Genomic DNA, 16,624 nt, shown 5'->3' with positions numbered 1-16,624 from the left:
TCCCGTGTCGGCCGACCAGCAGCTCATAACTAAGCGGTCTGTCTTAGTTAATGTTAGCGTCGGACCATGCGCGTCATCATCGTCGGCGGCGGTATCGGCGGCCTGACCGCCGCTCTGACCCTGCGGCACCACGGCATCGACGCGGTGGTCCTGGAGAAGGCGCCCTCACTGAGCGGGGTCGGCGCCGGTATCCAGATCGCCGCGAACGGAACACTGGTGCTGCGCGCGCTGGGACTCGAAGCCCGCCTCGCCGAGGTCGCCACCGTTCCCGAGCGTTACGCGTACCGCGACATCGTGACGAACGAGCTGCTGTACACCGCCCCGCTCGGGCGCGCGGCCGCCGAGCGGTACGGCGCCCCCATGTACAACGTGCACCGTGCGGACCTTGTCCGGCTCCTCGCCGAGGCACTCCCCGAGGGCTCTCTCTCACTCGGTGCCGAGTGTGTCGCCGTCCGGCAGGACGAGAGCGGCGCGACGGTCACGCTGCGCTCCGGTGCGCGGTGGCACGGCGACGCCGTCATCGGGGCCGACGGCATCCACTCCGCGGTCCGCGACCTGACCTTCGGCGCGGGCGCGAAGCGGTTCGCCGACATCCTGATGTGGCGCGCGCTCGTGCCCGCCGACCGGCTGGCCGGACTGGATCTGCCGATCGCGGGCAACAACTGGTTCGGGGTGGGGCGCAACGTCATCTCGTACTGGGTGCGCAAGGACCTCTACAGCATCCTGGCGGCGGTGCCGGCGACCGAGGTCCACCGCGAGTCGTGGACCGACAGCGGCGACATCGACGAGCTACTGGCATCGTTCGCGGGCTCCACCGACACGGTGGCGGCATTGCTGGGTGCGATCGATTCCAGCTTCATCACGGGCATGTACTTCCGCGACCCCCTGGACCGGTGGACCGAAGGCCGCGTCAGCCTGCTCGGTGACGCCGCGCACGCGATGGTGCCGTATCTCGCGCAGGGTGCCTGCCAGTCGATGGAGGACGCGTGGACGCTGGCGACGTGCCTCGCGCGGCACGGCACGGGCGGTGTCGGCGTCGCCCTGGCCGAGTACGAGCAGCGGCGGCGACCGAGGACGACCCGGATTCAGGCCGGCGCGCGGTTCGCGGTGAAGATGTCGCACGAGCCGGACGAGCAGTCGGTCACCTGGCGCAACGGCCGGTGGAAGGGTCTGCAGCGCATCGACCCGCTGGCGCTGACCTCGTGGGAGTTCGCATGGGGTCACGACGAGCTGGCCGCGGCCCAGCAGCCGGCCGGTGAGGTGCTCGGGCTCTCCTCGTCGCGGGAGGGCAGACGAATGGGCCGACCGGAGAGCCAGCGCGCCTTCGATCTCTGGAAGGGCGCGATCACCGCCGAGGACATCGCGCTGGGACATCTGGGCCAGCGCGCTGCCTACGAGCGGTTCCTCACCACCAACTTCCCCGCGCCCGGCTCGTTCGACAGCGCATCCGTCGAGCTGGGCGGCGTACCGGCGATCCGCTTGCGCACTCCCGACGCCGGGCGGGCCGTGCTGCACTTCCACGGCGGGGCCTACGTGTTCGGCTCGGCCCTCGGCTCGACCGAGTACGCCGGACGGCTCGCCGAGAGCCTGGGGGCGGAGTGCTTCACCGTCGGCTACCGCCTCGCCCCGGAGCATCCGTACCCGGCCGCGATCGATGACGCGTTCGCGGCCTTCCGAGGGCTGCTCGACCGGGGCCACGCCCCATCGCGCATCCTGTTCAGCGGTGAGTCGGCCGGTGGCGGGCTCGCACTCGCACTCGGACTGGCCGTCCAGCGCGCCGGACTGCCCTCACCCGCCGGCATTCTCGCCGTCTCGCCGTTCACCGATCTCACGCTGGGTGGCCCCAGCATCGAGGCCAACTCAGGGAACGATCCGGCCGCCCACCGGGACTCGCTGGCCCAGCTCGGGGCGTCCTACTTCCAGGGGCACGAGCCGACCGACCCGATGGTCTCGCCCTACTTCGGCGATCTCGGCTGTCTGCCACCGTTGTTCCTCGCGGCGGCCGAGGGTGAGGTGCTCGAGAGCGACACGACCCGCTTCGCGGACAAGGCGGCGGACGCGGGCGTCGAGGTCACCCTGGAACTGGTCGACGACTCGGTCCACGTATTCACAATCTTCCCGTTCCTGCCCGAGGCGGGCGAGGTGCTGCACAAGGTCCGCCAGTGGGCGGACGGTCTCAGCTGAGCCGATCACCCCTGCTCAGGACCCGTGAGTGGCGAGTGGTCCCAGAGGACCACTCGCCACTCACGGGTCTTCGATTGACAGCTGGGTTCGACTACGCAACCCTGTGGGTGAGTTCAACCATGCAACTCTGCTGGAGGAATCCCGGTGAGCGACTGGCACAAGACGGCGTGCAGCCTCTGTTACCTCAACTGTGGCCTGGAGATGCAGCTGGACGGTCGCACCATCACCCGGATCCGCGGCGACAAGGACCACCCACGTTCAGCGGGCTATCTGTGCCAGAAAGCGCAACGCCTGACCTGGTACGGCGACCACGCCGACCGACTCACCACACCCTTGCGCCGACTGCCGGAGGGCGGCCACGAGCCGATCGGCTGGGACACCGCGCTGCGGGAGATCGCAGCCAGGCTCACGGCGATCCGGGACGCGGACACCGAGGCAGGTCGACCGGGCTCGTTCAGCTACGTGGGCGGTGGAGGGCAGGGCAACCACTCCGGCGGTGGCTACGGCACGGCACTGATGAAGTGGATGAACTCCACCCGCTACTACAACGCACTGTCCCAGGAGAAGACCGGTGACTTCTGGGTCAACGGCAAGATGTTCGGCTCGCAGACCTGCCACACCTCGGAAGGTGTCGAGGAATGCGACCTGCTGTTCGTGATCGGCTGCAACCCCTGGCTGGCACACGGGTTCAGCAACGCCCGGCACGCACTGAACACGATCAAGAACGACCCGGACCGCACGATCATCGTGGTCGACCCTCGGCGCACCGAGACCGCCGACATCGCCGAGCTGCACCTCCCGCTGCGCCCGGGCACCGACGCGTACCTGCTCGCCGCGATCATCGCGCTGATCCTCGAACGGCGCGGGCAGGACGAGGAGTTCCTCGCGGCACACACTGAAGGGTTCGACGAGGTCGCGGCCGCGCTGGGCCAAGTGCCCGTAACCGAGTGGATCGCGCACACCGAGCTGGACCGTGCCGACGTGGAGCGCGCGGTGGACATGATCCTGGCCGCTCGCGCGATGACCGTGCGGGTCGAGCTGGGTGTCCAACAGGGCAGGCACTCCACGCTGAACAGCTACCTGGAGAAACTGCTCTACCTGGTCACCGGCAACTTCGGCCGGGAAGGCACGAACAACCTGCACTCCTGGCTGGTGCCGCTGTGGGGCAACTCGCGGGGTGAGCGGTCGGAGGTCAGCGGTTTCGAGTACATCGGCGGCCTGCTGCCGTCGAACACCATGGCCGAGGAGGTCCTCGCCGACCATCCGCACCGCGCCCGGGTGCTCTGGGTGGAGTCGTCCAACCCGGCGAACACCTACGCGGACACCGCCTCGGTGGAGCGCGCCGTCCTCGAGGCCGAGCTGTCGGTCGTGGTCGACGTGGCATACACCGAGACCGCCGCACTGGCCGACTACGTGCTGCCGGCGTCGTCGCAGCACGAGAAGTGGGAGTTCACCCTCTTCAACTTCGAGTGGCCGACGAACTACTTCCAGATCCGTCGCCCGCTGTTCGAGCCGCTGCCGGGGACCCTGGTCGAGGCCGAGATCTACAGCCGACTGTTCGAGGCCCTCGGTGCGCTGCCCTCCACCGAGCAACTGGCGGAGCTCACGGAGACGGCCCGCTCCGATCGGACACGACTGCTCCCCGCCGTCGCCCGCCTGATGAAGGCCCGGCCGGAGCTGGCGGCCATCGCCCCGGTGCTCCTGTACCGAACGCTGGGCGCGGTCCTGCCCGACGGCGCTGCGCCCATGGCGCCGCTGTGGGCGGGCTGCCACCGGGCCGCCGCCACCATGACCGTGCCGATCCAGCGAGCCCTGGGTTCCTCGGCGGTCGGTGCCGATCTCGGAGAGGAGCTGTTCGCCCGCATCCTGGACAGCCCGAGCGGCACGCCGTTCAGCACCCACGAGTACAGCGAGGTGTGGGACCTGGTCCGCCGACCCAGGATCCAGCTCGCGGTGCCGGAGCTGCTGGACTGGCTGGGCGCGCTCGACCCCTCGACCGAGCAGACGGACGCCACCTACCCGTTCTCCCTGATCAACGGGCAACGACGGTCCCACAACGCGAACCAGATCCTGCGTGCGCCCGCGTGGCGACGCACCGACCCGGAGGGCGCGCTGCGCGCTCGCGCCGCAGACCTGGCCTCGGTGGGCGTGGACCCGGGCGACTGGGTGGCCGTGGCCACCCGGGTCGGCCGGATCGTGGTGCGGACCGAGGCGGACGAGAGCCTGCGCTCCATGCAGCTCGCTCTGCCGCACGGGTTCGGCATGTCCTACCCGGACGGCCGGGGCGGGCGCGTCGTCAACGGGCCGCGCATCAACCTGATCACCGACGCCGCGGACCGCGACCCGATCGCCGGCACCCCGCACCACAAGGACATGCCGGTCCGCCTGGAGCCGGTGACCGAGTCCGAGCGCGCCGCCGCCGAATACGACAGCAGCCGAGTCCGCGACCTCGTTCGAGCCGCCAGACCCTGACCGACATCGAACACGACTTCGCGGAGCGTCATGTCACATCGCAGACACTGCGGCATCCGCGACGCGACTCGACGCTCTGCGAGGCGACACGGGCGGGATCGGCCTCTGGGCGCTGCCCGGTCCTGATCGTGGTCAGAGCTGGCTCTGGCCCCCGTCGACCGTGATGTCGGCGCCGGTGGTGAAGCTGGCCTCGTCCGAGGCCAGGAACAGTGCCGCCGCCGCGACCTCCTCGGGCCTGCCGATGCGTCGCATCGGCAGCACCTCGGAGAACGTCGCGCGCATCGCGTCGCCCTTCTCCTTCGACCCCATCATGTCGTCGATCATCGGGGTGTCGATCGGTCCCGGGCTGACCGCGTTGACCCGAATGTTGCGACCGGCGAGGTCTGCCGCCCAGCTGCGGGTGAACGACCGTTGCGCGGCCTTGGCCGCCGAGTACACGGTGTACTCCGGGATCCCGACGCGATCCGCCGTCGAACTGATCAGCACGATCGAACCGCCGTCGCGCAGCAGTGGCAGTGCCTTCTGGACGGTGAACAGCGTGCCGCGCAGGTTGACCCCCACGAGCTTGTCCACGTGCTCGGGGGTCGCCTCGGCCAGCGGGCGCAGCTCCTGGACCCCGGCGTTCGCCACCAGGATGTCGAACCCGCCCTTCTCCGTACGCACCGTGTCGTAGAGCCGATCCAGGTCGGCCAGGTCGCTGATGTCGCTCTGGACGGTCGTCACGTTCCGACCGATCCGCGCGGCCGCCGTCGCCAGCTCGGGAGCGCGGCGGCCGGTGATGAAGACGTACGCGCCCTCGGCCACGAACCGCTCGGCCGTGGCCAGCCCGATACCGCTGCTGCCGCCGGTGATCACCGCGACCTTGCCTTCGAGTGAGCTCATCATGTCCTCTTCTATTGAATGTTCAATGTATCGGTCACTATGGTGAAACTAGCAGCAATACCCTAGCGATCGCTACAGAGGAGAGGGTCGACTAGGCTAGTGATCGTTCAAGAGGAGGTGCCGATGCCTCGCGGCCGGGTCCGGGAGTTCGACGTCGAGCTGGCGCTGGACCGTGCCCTCGACGTGTTCTGGCGGCACGGCTACGAGGGCACCTCGATCGTGGACCTCACCCAGGCGATGGGCATCAGCGCGCCGAGCCTGTACGCGGCCTTCGGCAACAAACGAAAGCTGTTCGAGCGAGCGGCCGACCGCTACACCGAGCTCCTACGGCGTGAGACCGACCATGCGTTGGACTGCCCCTCGCTTCGGGAGTCGGTTCGGCAGTTGCTCACCAGTCTGGCGACCGCCAACACCTCGGACACCTGGCCCGCCGGCTGCTTCAACATCCAGGCCGCGATGACCTGCGGGGACTCCGACCGCGACGTTGTGGACCTGCTGTCGCCCCGCCGCCTGGCGGTCTACGAACTGCTCGTGCCGCGGTTCGAACGCGCCGCCGCCGACGGTGAGCTGCCGGACGGCGCGGCCGTGGCGACGCTCGCCCGGTTCGTCGCCACGGTGGCCAGTGGGATAGCGGTGCAGGCCGCCAGCGGTGTGCCGCGCGAGGACCTGCAGCGGATGGTGGAGGTAGCCGTCTGCGCGATCCCGGCGGGCAGCCCGGAGTCGCCGTGATCAGTCGGTGTCGATGGGCACCCCGCCGAACGCCACCAGGCTGATGACGAAGTAGGCGATGTACAGGGCGAGCAGGACGACCCCGTGCCAGCGTCGCATCCGTCCGGTGGCGAGGAACAGCGCGGACAGCACCGTCATCACCAGCAGGACCGGGAGATGCCAGGACAGCACGTCGTCGTCGACGGTGATCGCTCCGCCGACGAGCAGGACGATCCCGAGCTTGCCGGTGACGGAGAACATCACGCTGCCGATGACGTTGGCGACGCCGATCTCCGGTACGCCGCGACGTACCGGCTCGACCGTGAGGAAAATGTCCTCGAGGGACAGCGCCAGCGTCGCGATGGTCACGCCGAAGACGGTGCCGTCGATGTCGAAGGTATTGAGGATTCCGTCCGTCCCCTGCCCCGCGACGATGGCACCCACCACGAGCCCGACCAACGCCAGCACAGCGAGCGCAAGGCTGCCCCACGGAGACCGCTGGCGAGCCTTCAGGAAACCCTGGTCGATGCGCAGGTCGGTGGGGAGGGTGAATCCGCCCGAACCACCACCCGGCGGGCCCGGCTGAGGGCCGCGGGCTCCGGACTCCGTCATCGTCGCGGCGCCTCCAGCGCCCCCGCCGACCTTCTCCAGCTGTTCGTAGACCTCGGCGTTGCGGAACACCGGACGGCGCGAGGTGTACTCGCGGTACCCGATCCAGCCGACGAAGGCCACGAACAGGACCACGAGCACGACGCCCGTCGCCAGCGTCAGGGCACCGGTGAGGGCCAGGGCGAGCATCACCACCGGCCCGGCCACGAACAACGCGAGGTAGTCCTTCGGGACGTCGACGCGGAACGGAGCGATGATCGCGGCCAGCGCCAGCACGATCCCCGGCATCGCGATCGTCGTCCCGATCACCGTGCCCAGAGCTGCCTGTTTCACGTCGTCGACGTTCAGCACGATCCCGTAGGCGAGGTCGTCGAACTCGATCCCGGTGAAGACGACCGCGATGAGGAACAGCGAGACCGCCCATCTACTGGCGACGCCGACCAGATAGGCGATCAGCTTCTCGGCGCTGTACACCAGAACCGCGATACCCAGGACGAATTCGATGATCGAGATCACAGGTCAACCCCCGCTAGCCGACGACGCTGTCAGACAAACGATTTAATGGTGACCGACACCACCCGAACCCGCAATGGGTCGGCAGCCGATCCCTCTGAGCTACCGTTCGTCAGCGAAACGGCGCGGAGCGGTCATCCTCGGATCGCATCCACCGCGCTGAGCACGGCGAGGACCACCAGGATGGCGGCGGCCACCCGGATCACCCAACGCACCGGCACCAGCCGCTGGATCCGGCTCCCCCCGAAGACCGCGAGCGCGGACACCGCCCACAACGCGAGCAGCGCGCCCGTGCCGACCGCGAGCGGGGCTTCGTACCGCGCGGCCAGGGTGGCGATCACGATCTGCGAGGGGTCGGCGAACTCGGACAGCACGGTGATCCCGAAACTCGTCGCCACGACGCGCCACTTCGTGGGGCGCGTCTCCTCCAGGTTCGGCTCGTCGTCATCGTCGTCCCCGCGCAGCAGCAGCACGGCACCGATCAGGAAGATCACCGCGAGAACGGCTTCGAGTGGCCGTTCCGGCAACAGCGCAACGAGACTGCCCGCCGCGATGGCGACACCGACGTGCACTGCCATGCCCGCGCAGACCCCGAGGAGCACCCACCGCGCGGGGAACCGGGCACCGAGGACCAGTGTCGCGAGCCCGCTGGTGTCCGCCAGCTCCGCGAGGGCGACGACCGCGAACGTGATTACCAGTACAAGCACGAGGGGATCATTGACCTCGACTGGTCTGACCACAACCTGGCGCATCGTCCCGGGTGGGTTTCCATCCCCGCTGGCCATCGAGTGTGCTTGGCGTGGCCGCCCGCTATCAACCCCCGGCTTCGCCGGCCTCGCGCGGGCTCCTGGTTGCGCTGCCTCGGGGGCGAGGTTTCAGGGTTGACAGCGGACGGCCACGCCAAGTGCCGGCCAGTATCGCGGGGATGGGGAAGCTCTGCGGCGCTGTTGCAGGTCACGGCTGCGCCGCGCCCCTCACGGTCTCTGGATGCACCACGCTCGTTGTGTGCACGTGCCCGGCGCGCCCAAGATCACCCCACCAGTCACACGCGTAACGCCCGGAGCGACTTCGCAGAGGCTCATGTCGCGTCGCACATGTTCCAACATCTGCGACGCAACACGAAGCTCTGCGAGGCGTGACAGAAGTGACCACAGAGACTCCTGGGGCTACGCGATCGCGCGAGGGCGCAGTCCAATGCGCAAAGAAAGCGCCATCGGCACGCCACCACCTACGGCATGCACGCACACCACCCCCTTCCCCGCGATCCTGGCTAAGCACTTGGCGTGGCCGCCCGCTGTCAACCCTGAAACCTCGCCCCCGAACTACGCGCAACCAGGAACCCGCGCGAGGCCGGCGCCAGCCGGGGGTTGATAGCGGGCGGCCACGCCAAGCACACTGAAAGCCAGCGGGGATGCACCGACAAGCCAGCGGGGATGCACCCAGCAAGACCAGCCACGAAGACACCCGTGATCACACCGGGAGATCGAGGTACTCCCTGGTCGACGCCATCTCGCGGGAAAGATCACCGGCATGCTGTCCCGCCATCTCCCGGATCAACGCCGTCGACGACAGCTGCTGAACGTGTCGCGCCCGATCGAAGCGACGCTTCATGAACGCGGGCAGCGCCTCCGCGAGCGGGCGCCGGGTCAGCTCCTCGGCGAGCACCACCGCATCCTCCAGGGACTGCGCCCCGCCCTGGGACAGATGCGGCACGACGGCATGCGCGGCGTCACCGATCACGACGGCCCGGTCCGTGTGCCACGGCCGCGGCAGGTGCACCTCGAACAGCGGGCTGTAGACGATCTCCGAGGCCGCCGGCAGGTTGTCGCGCACGTCCGCTATCACGCCGGTGTACTCCTCCAGCCGCTGTCCGAGCAGGTCACGCCAGCTGCTCGGCTCGTGGTACGGGTTGCCCGGCTCCGCTGTGACGTGGAACAGGTACATCTCGTCGTCGGTGATGGGCACCAGGCCGGCGTCGGTGGTGGCGCCGGCGAACTTGGTCATCGCGCTCACCCTGCGTTCGATCAGCGGCTTCGCGCGCCAGCAGGCGTAGCCGGTGAACACCGGGTCGGCGGCGGCGCCGAACAGGCGGGTCCGCAGCGACGAGCGCAGACCCTCGCACCCGACCACCAGGTCGTACTCGGCTTGTCTGCCGTCGCTCAGCGAGACCCGCGCGGCGCCGGCGTCCTCGGTGAAGTCCTCGATCGTGACGCCCAGTCCGAGCTTCGCGCCCGCCGTCGTCGCGGCGGCGCGCAGGATGTCGGCGAACCGCGCGCGGGTCAGGCCCAGGTAACCGGGCACACCGTCCGACGACTCGGGGCACGGCAGCGCGACGATCCGCTCACCGGCCGCGTCGCACCTGACGTACTCGTCGAAGACGTACCCGGCGGCGAGACAGTCGTCCAGCACACCGAGGTTCTTGAGCATTCGCAGCGCATTGTTCGGCACGCTGATCCCGATACCCGCGATCGCCAGGTCGGACCGCGCTTCGATGATATCGACGGCAATTCCGCACCGAGCCAGCCCGGCAGCCACCGCGAGTCCACTGATTCCCCCGCCGGATACCAACACCCGCTGAACCTTCGTAGTCACGTTTCTTCCTGTTCTCCCGGCAATTCGCGATCAGTTCGATGCATCCGACGCGACAATGCGCGCCGAGGGCGAGTGCGCCACCGGAGTCTCGACATGAACGATTCCGTGCGGACCCTCGCGGACCGGCATCGTCGTGCTGACCTCCAAAGCGTGGAGATCGATGATCGACACGGTGTTGTCCTTGTAGTTGCTGACGTACGCGGTCGTGCTGTCCGCGCTCGCGGCGACGTTGAGCGGGAAGCGGCCCACCGCGATCCGAGGCCCGAGCTCGAGGCTCTTCGCATCCAACGTCTGAAAGAAACCCTGGCCCAGTTCCGGGTCGTCCTCCCAGACGGGGAAGTTGAAGGTGGTGAACAGGACCTGGCGCCCGTCGGGGGTGACCGTGACCGCTCCCGGGCCCTCCGCCACGTCGATCGTCGCTTCGACGCGGTCGGAGACCACGTCCACGACGTAGAGGTGCGGGGACTGCTGACTCGCCACGAACACCCGCGAGCCGTCCGGGGACGCCGCGATCCCCTCGGTGCCGTACGGGGTGTCGATCCGCCCGGTGACCGTCATCGACGCGACGTCGACCACGGTGACGAACGGGTCCTCCTTGTTGGCGGTGTAGGCCTTCACCCCGTCCGGTGTCAGCGCCATCCAGTGCGGGCCGTGGGCACCGACCGACACGGACCCGACCACGGTCTCCGTCCCGAGATCGACCGCGATCAGCTCGCCACCACCCGATTCACAGGTGATCAGTGCGGTGCCCAGATCGGGTGACAACGCGATGCCGTGCGGCCCCCAGTGCGGGGACAGGTCGATGGAGCGCAGGTGTCGAAATTCGTCGAGGGAAAGCACTTCCAGAAAATGCGACGCGTTCTCGTAGTGGTTGTAGAAGCCGTCCTCGTAGGTGATGCACACATAGGCGAGCTGTCGCCTCGGGTCCACGGCCGCTTCGTGTGGCATTGCCCGAACATTCAGCTGCGCGAGCTGCTTCAGAGAGGATGCGTCGAGCAATTCTACCGAGTTGCCCTCGGTATTGATGACCAGGAGTCGAGGTTCGATTCCCGCGTTTGTTCCTGGTTCCGCGCTGACCACGGTTGGCTCCTCACATATTCGTGCTCGTGATGAGTTTCTGACTCATCCGGCTACACCAGAACGGTATTCACCGGCGAGACTGCATACCACCGCTATCCGGACAGCTGATGCCGGAAACCCGCCACGAAGGTGGCTCGGCTCCATGGCGCGGCGCGGCGCAGGTCGCTCTGGTACCTGCCGGGGGTCTGGCCGACGATGGCGGTGAAGGCTTCGATGAAGCTGGTCGGGTTGGACCAGCCGCACAGCACGGCGGTGCCGGTCACCGGGTGACCGTCGAGCAGGTGCACCAGGGCGTGCTGAACACGCAGGAGTGTCCGCCACTGGTGGAAGCTCATACCGAGCTCCGCGTGGAACTGCCTGCTCAGGGTGCGCTCGCTCGCGCCGACCGCGCGCCCCAGCTCCGCCAGGGTGGCCGTGCTGGCAGGGTCGGCATGCAGGATGGCGGTGGCGGCACGCAACCGGTCGTCGCGTGGCTCTGGAAGGTAGACGAGCTGCTCAGGGTTCTCGGTCAGCTCATCGAGGACGACCAGGAGCAGCCGGTCCCGGGCGCCGGGCCGGAACGAACGATCCGCCGTGAGGACGATCAACGCCTCCCGCACCAGCGGTGTCACGGTGAATACGGTCGGCTGCGTCGGCAGGCTGCCGCACAGCTCGCGCGGCACCTTGAGCACCCGAATCTCGGTCTCGCCGTAGGCGCGGTGGCTGTGCGCGAAGCCAGGTGGCGTCCAGGTCAGACGGTCGGCAGGCGCCACCCAGGTGCCGAGCTCCGTGGTGGTGGCCAGCACACCCGCGGACGGATACAGCAGCTGCCCCTGCCGGTGGCGGTGCGGGGCGAACCGCGTTCCATGACCCAGCCGGCCCAGCCTCGTCGCGGCGAAGTCGACCTCGGGCGGCACCCGGCGAGCTTCGGACACGGAAGGCGACGCTACCAGCGCCACACCCGAGCACCCGCGCCGGCGATCATGGCTTGTGGGGCGCTCGCGCGGCCCGCAGGCGGTCGAGATCGCCGTCGGCGAGCGCGGACCAGAACCGCAGCGCCGCGTGCTCCATCTCCAGCCCCAACTCGAGCGTGATCATTCTCGGCCGCGCGCTGGGGACGTCGCCGAAGCGAGCGATCATGGTCTGGTACTCGTCGATCCGCGCCTGGTGCTGCTTGATCTGCTCGTGCGCGAGGTTGAGCACGTTGCCCGGTTCGCCGACCTCGTTGAAGAAGAGCTTCAGCTCGGCGATGTCCCGCATCTGGAAGTGTTCATTCGTCGGCGAGCCCAGCCAGTCCCGCAGCGCGGTGCGGCCGGGTTCGGTCAGCGAGTACGTCTTCCGCCGACGGCCCCCCTCTTCGACGCTGAGTGCGAGCAGACCCAGCCCGGCGAGGCGATCCGGCTCGGAGTACAGCTGCGCGTGGGGGAAGTACCAGAAGTAGCCGACCGAGTGCCGTACCGCGCGCTTGAGGTCGTAGGGCGTGGACGGGCCGCGTAGCGCGATCATTCCCAGCACCACGTACGACGTCGACGACAATCGCACCTCACTCATCCGCGGCTCCTCACGCTCATGAGTCACGCTTCTGCGGATCTGCATTGCGCCATTCATCTGAATCGTACGGTCCGCCCTTGAGTGCACTGTTGTCCAGGCATACCGTCTGAAACAGACGATCTGAAGGGTACGGCCATGGATCTGGCGACCGCACTGCGCTGGGCAGCCGAGCGCTACCCGTGCCGCCCGGCCGTGCGCGGCACCGGTCGCCACCTCGGCTACCGCGAGTGGGACACGCGGACGAACCGGCTCGCCCGCGCGCTCGCCGCCGAGGGAGTGCGGCCCGGGGATCGGGTCGCCATGGTGATGACCGGCGGCGAACCGCTGGCCAGCCTTCACCTGGCGGCACAGAAGCTCGGTGCCACGTCGGTGCCGTTGTCGACCCGCTTCGGGCCGGAGGAGCTCGGCTACTGCCTCCGGGACGCGGGCGTCCGGCTAGTCGTGATGGACGAGGCCAATGCCGACCGCGCGTGCGCGGCCGACGACGACCCCGGGCGAACACGGCTGACCGCCGCCGAGGTCGACACCCGCGCCGACCGCGAACCGGACACGCCGATCGCGGCGCCCCCGGCCGAGGACGCGCTCAGCGTCCTGCTCTACACCTCAGGCACCACCGGCACCCCCAAGGGCGTGCCGAGGACCCATCGAGCGGAGCACACCGCGGCCGTGGCGCACGCGGTACAGACCCAGCAACGGATCGGCGAGGTGTCGCTCGGGGTCATGCCTATGTTCCACACGATGGGCCTGCGCACGCTCCTGACCAGCATCGTCGTCGGCGGAACCTGGGTCGCCCAGACCGCCTTCGAGGCCGAGGAGGCGATCGAGTTGATCATCGAGGAGGGGGTGAGCTCGCTGTACCTGGTCCCGACGATCTTCTGGTCGCTGCTGCGCACCGGACGGCTGGGCGAGGCCCACTCGCTGGACCGCCTCGCCTATGCCGGAGCCGCCATGACACCGGCGCTGGCGGAGCGGATCGCGGCCCAGGTCGCGCCGAGCGCGTTCGTCAACCACTTCGGCAGCACCGAGATCTACACCTTCACCATCGGCTCCGACGTCGCCGCGAAGCCGGGGTCGGCCGGCCGGGCGGGGCTCTTCTCCCGGGTCAGGGTCGTCGAGCCGGAGGTCGGCGCGCCGCCGGACGCGGTGGTCGAGCGCGGAGCACAGGGACAGGTCATCGTCTCGATGGCCAGTCCCGAGGCGTTCACCGGCTACTGGGACCGGCCCGACGCGGACCAGCGTTCGATCCGGGACGGCTGGTACTACACCGGCGATCTCGCCACCGAGGACGACGACGGCGACCTGTGGGTGTCCGGCCGCATGGACGACATGATCAACTCCGGCGGGGAGAACATCTACCCCGACGAGATCGAGGCCACGCTCAGCCGTTGCCCCGGCATCGACGACGTGTGTGTGGTCGGTCTGCCCGACGAGCGCTGGGGCCACGCGGTCACCGCGTTCGTGGTGCCCGCCCAGCGGGTGGCGCCCGCCGAGGCCGCGGAACGCGCATTCGAGTTCGCCGGCACCGCGCTCCCCTCGTTGAAACGCCCGAAGCGCGTCATCGCGGTCGACGCCATCCCCCGCTCCGGCGTGGGCAAGACGCTGCGCCGCACCCTCGTCGCGGGTGACTACGAAGTGCGGGGTGAGGCAGGTGGCTGAACTGCCGGACTGGACACCCGCCCGGGTCGAGGACGGGCCACTGGTCACCGGCCAGGGCCGATTCCTAGACGATCTCGACCCGCTGCCGGGCACTCTGGTCGCCGCGGTCGTGCGCTCACCACACCCGCACGCGCGGATCCGAGGTGTGAACCTCACCAGGGCCCGGGCCCACCCGGGGGTGGCCGCGGTCATCGGACCGGACGAGGTGCTGGCCGCGCTGAAGCCGTTCCCGCTGTCCACCACCACCGCGATGCCGTACCTGCCCACCGGCACCGACAAGGTCAGGTTCGTCGGCGAGCCCGTCGCGGTGGTGGTGGCGACCGACCGGTTCACCGCTGAGGACGCCGCGGAGCTGGTCACGGTGGACTACGATGCGCTGCCCCCGGTGGTGGGAGTGCGAGCGGCGCTGGAACCGGACGCCCCGCTGATCCACGACGACGCCGGGTCGAACGTGGCCACCGACCGGACCTTCACCTTCGGCGACGTCGACGAGGCGTTCCGCGCCGCGGCTCACGTGGTCGAGGGCGACTACGACTTCCCGCGCTACTCCTCGGTCCCGATGGAGTGCTACAGCGTGATCGCCGAGTGGCGGGACGGGGTGGACGGCGGCTCGGTCGAGGCGTGGGCCAACTTCCACGGCCCGTTCACCATGGTGCCGGTGATGGCGGGCGCGCTGGGCCTGCCGACGTCCCGGGTGCGGCTGCACGTGCCGGCCGACATCGGTGGGAGCTTCGGCATCAAGGCCGGCATCTACCCGTACGTCGTGCTGATGGCGCTGGCCAGCAGGCACGCGCACGCGCCGGTGCGCTGGTCCGAGGACCGCATCGAGCACCTGTTGGCCAGCTCGTCGGGCGCGGACCGGATGATGCGGTTCCGCGCCGCCGTGGACGCCACGGGTGTGGTCACCGCGCTGGACGCCGACCTGGTGGACAACGTCGGCGCCTATCTGCGCCCACCCGAGCCGTCCACCCTGTACCGCTGCTACGGCAACATCACCGGCCCGTACCGCATCCCCTCGGTGCGCATCCGGGCCCGCGCGGCGGTGACCAACCAGATGCCGACCGGGCTCAACCGAGGGTTCGGCGGCCAGCAGCTGTACTTCGGCCTCGAACGGCTGATGGACGAGGTGGCCGCGGCCACCGGGCTGGACGTGATCGAGGCGCGCACCCGCAACCTGGTGCGCGGGTTCCCCTACGAGACCCCGACCGGCGGGGTGTACGACTCCGGCGACTACGCGGCGGCGGTCGACCTCGCGGTCAAGAACGCCGATCTGCACGAGCTGAGGGAACGGCGGGACGCGGCGCGCACACAGGGCGCCTACTACGGCATCGGCGTGGCGCTCGTGGTCGACCCGTCCGGCACCAACATCGGTTACGTAGGGCTCGCCACTCCCGCCGAGCAGCGCAAACCCGGGCGCGACAAGTCCGGCTCGACCGAGCACGTCCGGGTGTCGGTGGACCTGTCCGGGGTCGTCACCGTGCTGCTGGGCAGCGTTCCGCAGGGCCAGGGGCACGCGACCGTGGCGCGCGCGGTCGCGGCACGCCGGCTCGGACTGCCCGAGGAACAGGTGCGGGTGGTCATCGACATGGACACCGCGACGACGCCGTGGACCGTGACCTCCGGCAGCTACTCCTCCCGGTTCGCCCCGCTGGTGACCAGCGCGGTCGTGCAGGCGGCCGACCGGATCGCGACCACGATCCGGGCGGCGGCCTCGACCATGCTCGACGTCGCGCCGGAGGACCTGGAGCTCGCCGAGGGCACGGTGCGGGTGCGCACCGACCCAGCCCGTGCGGTGCTGTTCCGGCATGCCGCGGGTGTCGTGCACTGGGATCCCGGTTCGCTGCCCGACGGCACGACGGCACGGCTCTACGAGGAGGCCGCGTTCACCCCCCGCGAGACCAGAGCGGCGACCAGGGACGACCGCATCAACTCGTCGCTGTGTTACGGGTTCGTCGCGGAGATCGTCGCGGTGTCCGTCGACCCGGACACCCTCCAGATCAGCATCGACCGGGTGTCCTCGGTGCACGACGCCGGCACGGTGCTCAACCAGCAGCTGCTGGACGGCCAGGTGCACGGCGCGCTCACCCACGCGCTCGGCGGAGCGATGTTCGAGGAATTCCGCTACGCCGAGTCCGGCCAGCCGACGTCCGGGACGTTCCTCGACTACCTGTGCCCGACCAGCGCCGAGGCCGACTACGAGCTACGCACCGACCACGTGGTCAGCCCGTCCCCACTCACCCCGCTCGGCGCGAAGGGCTGCGGGGAGGGCTCGTCGATGAGCTTCCCGGTGGCGCTGGCGAACGCGGTGGCCGATGCGCTCGCCCCGACCGGAGCACGGATCACGTCGCTGCCGCTGCACGGCGAGGTCATTCATCAGTTGTTGTCGAAGAGGAGCTGA

General features: G+C 69.3%; 12 protein-coding genes. 5 read left to right on the top strand and 7 right to left on the bottom strand.

All coding sequences use genetic code 11. The features are described from left to right. Positions 1–66: 66 nt before the first annotated feature. Together G406_RS0127900 and G406_RS0127895 are read left to right on the top strand one after the other, a co-directional pair. Complete coding sequence (locus G406_RS0127900) at positions 67–2,184, top strand: alpha/beta hydrolase fold domain-containing protein (RefSeq protein ID WP_028936314.1); 2,118 nt, start codon at positions 67–69, stop codon at positions 2,182–2,184. 144 nt (positions 2,185–2,328) lie between these two features. After that, positions 2,329–4,656, top strand: coding sequence for a molybdopterin-dependent oxidoreductase (locus G406_RS0127895; protein WP_028936313.1), 2,328 nt, complete (start codon positions 2,329–2,331; stop codon positions 4,654–4,656). 132 nt (positions 4,657–4,788) lie between these two features. On the opposite strand, the gene G406_RS0127890 is transcribed toward G406_RS0127895, so the two are convergent. Continuing rightward, positions 4,789–5,538 (bottom strand): SDR family NAD(P)-dependent oxidoreductase, encoded by a 750-nt coding sequence (locus tag G406_RS0127890; RefSeq protein ID WP_028936312.1) that lies wholly within the window; start codon positions 5,536–5,538, stop codon positions 4,789–4,791. A gap of 123 nt (positions 5,539–5,661) precedes the next feature. Here G406_RS0127890 and G406_RS0127885 point away from each other — a divergent pair, with 123 nt between their 5' ends. After that, positions 5,662–6,267, top strand: a complete 606-nt coding sequence (locus G406_RS0127885) for a TetR/AcrR family transcriptional regulator (protein ID WP_028936311.1) — start codon at positions 5,662–5,664, stop codon at positions 6,265–6,267. Here G406_RS0127885 and G406_RS0127880 read toward each other — a convergent pair whose 3' ends face one another. The 6 genes from G406_RS0127880 to G406_RS0127855 all read right to left on the bottom strand — a co-directional run bounded on the left by G406_RS0127880 (position 6,268) and on the right by G406_RS0127855 (position 12,570). Then, the gene (locus G406_RS0127880; protein WP_028936310.1) at positions 6,268–7,371 is read right to left on the bottom strand and encodes a sodium:calcium antiporter; all 1,104 of its coding nucleotides are present in this window, start codon (positions 7,369–7,371) and stop codon (positions 6,268–6,270) included. A gap of 131 nt (positions 7,372–7,502) precedes the next feature. After that, the gene (locus G406_RS0127875) at positions 7,503–8,075 is read right to left on the bottom strand and encodes a TMEM165/GDT1 family protein (protein ID WP_028936309.1); all 573 of its coding nucleotides are present in this window, start codon (positions 8,073–8,075) and stop codon (positions 7,503–7,505) included. A gap of 763 nt (positions 8,076–8,838) precedes the next feature. Continuing rightward, positions 8,839–9,960, bottom strand: coding sequence for an FAD-dependent monooxygenase (locus G406_RS50385; protein ID WP_169736799.1), 1,122 nt, complete (start codon positions 9,958–9,960; stop codon positions 8,839–8,841). Between the two features lie 30 nt (positions 9,961–9,990). Further along, entirely contained in the window at positions 9,991–10,908 is a 918-nt protein-coding gene (locus G406_RS0127865; RefSeq protein ID WP_028936308.1) for a YncE family protein, read from the bottom strand. Between the two features lie 224 nt (positions 10,909–11,132). Continuing rightward, on the bottom strand, positions 11,133–11,954 hold the full coding sequence (locus tag G406_RS50380) for an AraC family transcriptional regulator (RefSeq protein ID WP_051342851.1): 822 nt from the start codon (positions 11,952–11,954) through the stop codon (positions 11,133–11,135). Between the two features lie 46 nt (positions 11,955–12,000). Next, positions 12,001–12,570, bottom strand: coding sequence for a PadR family transcriptional regulator (locus tag G406_RS0127855; RefSeq protein ID WP_051342766.1), 570 nt, complete (start codon positions 12,568–12,570; stop codon positions 12,001–12,003). A gap of 135 nt (positions 12,571–12,705) precedes the next feature. Here G406_RS0127855 and G406_RS0127850 point away from each other — a divergent pair, with 135 nt between their 5' ends. Then, the gene (locus tag G406_RS0127850; protein ID WP_028936306.1) at positions 12,706–14,226 is read left to right on the top strand and encodes a class I adenylate-forming enzyme family protein; all 1,521 of its coding nucleotides are present in this window, start codon (positions 12,706–12,708) and stop codon (positions 14,224–14,226) included. Then, positions 14,219–16,624, top strand: coding sequence for a xanthine dehydrogenase family protein molybdopterin-binding subunit (locus G406_RS0127845; RefSeq protein ID WP_028936305.1), 2,406 nt, complete (start codon positions 14,219–14,221; stop codon positions 16,622–16,624). The genes G406_RS0127850 and G406_RS0127845 overlap by 8 nt, the downstream gene beginning before the upstream one ends.

This window comes from Actinospineispora spinosispora DSM 44797 (assembly GCF_000429025.1).
Lineage (GTDB): Bacteria > Actinomycetota > Actinomycetes > Mycobacteriales > Pseudonocardiaceae > Pseudonocardia > Pseudonocardia spinosispora.
Note: the sequence above shows the minus strand (reverse complement) of the source record. Positions and strands in the feature narration are given on the sequence as shown.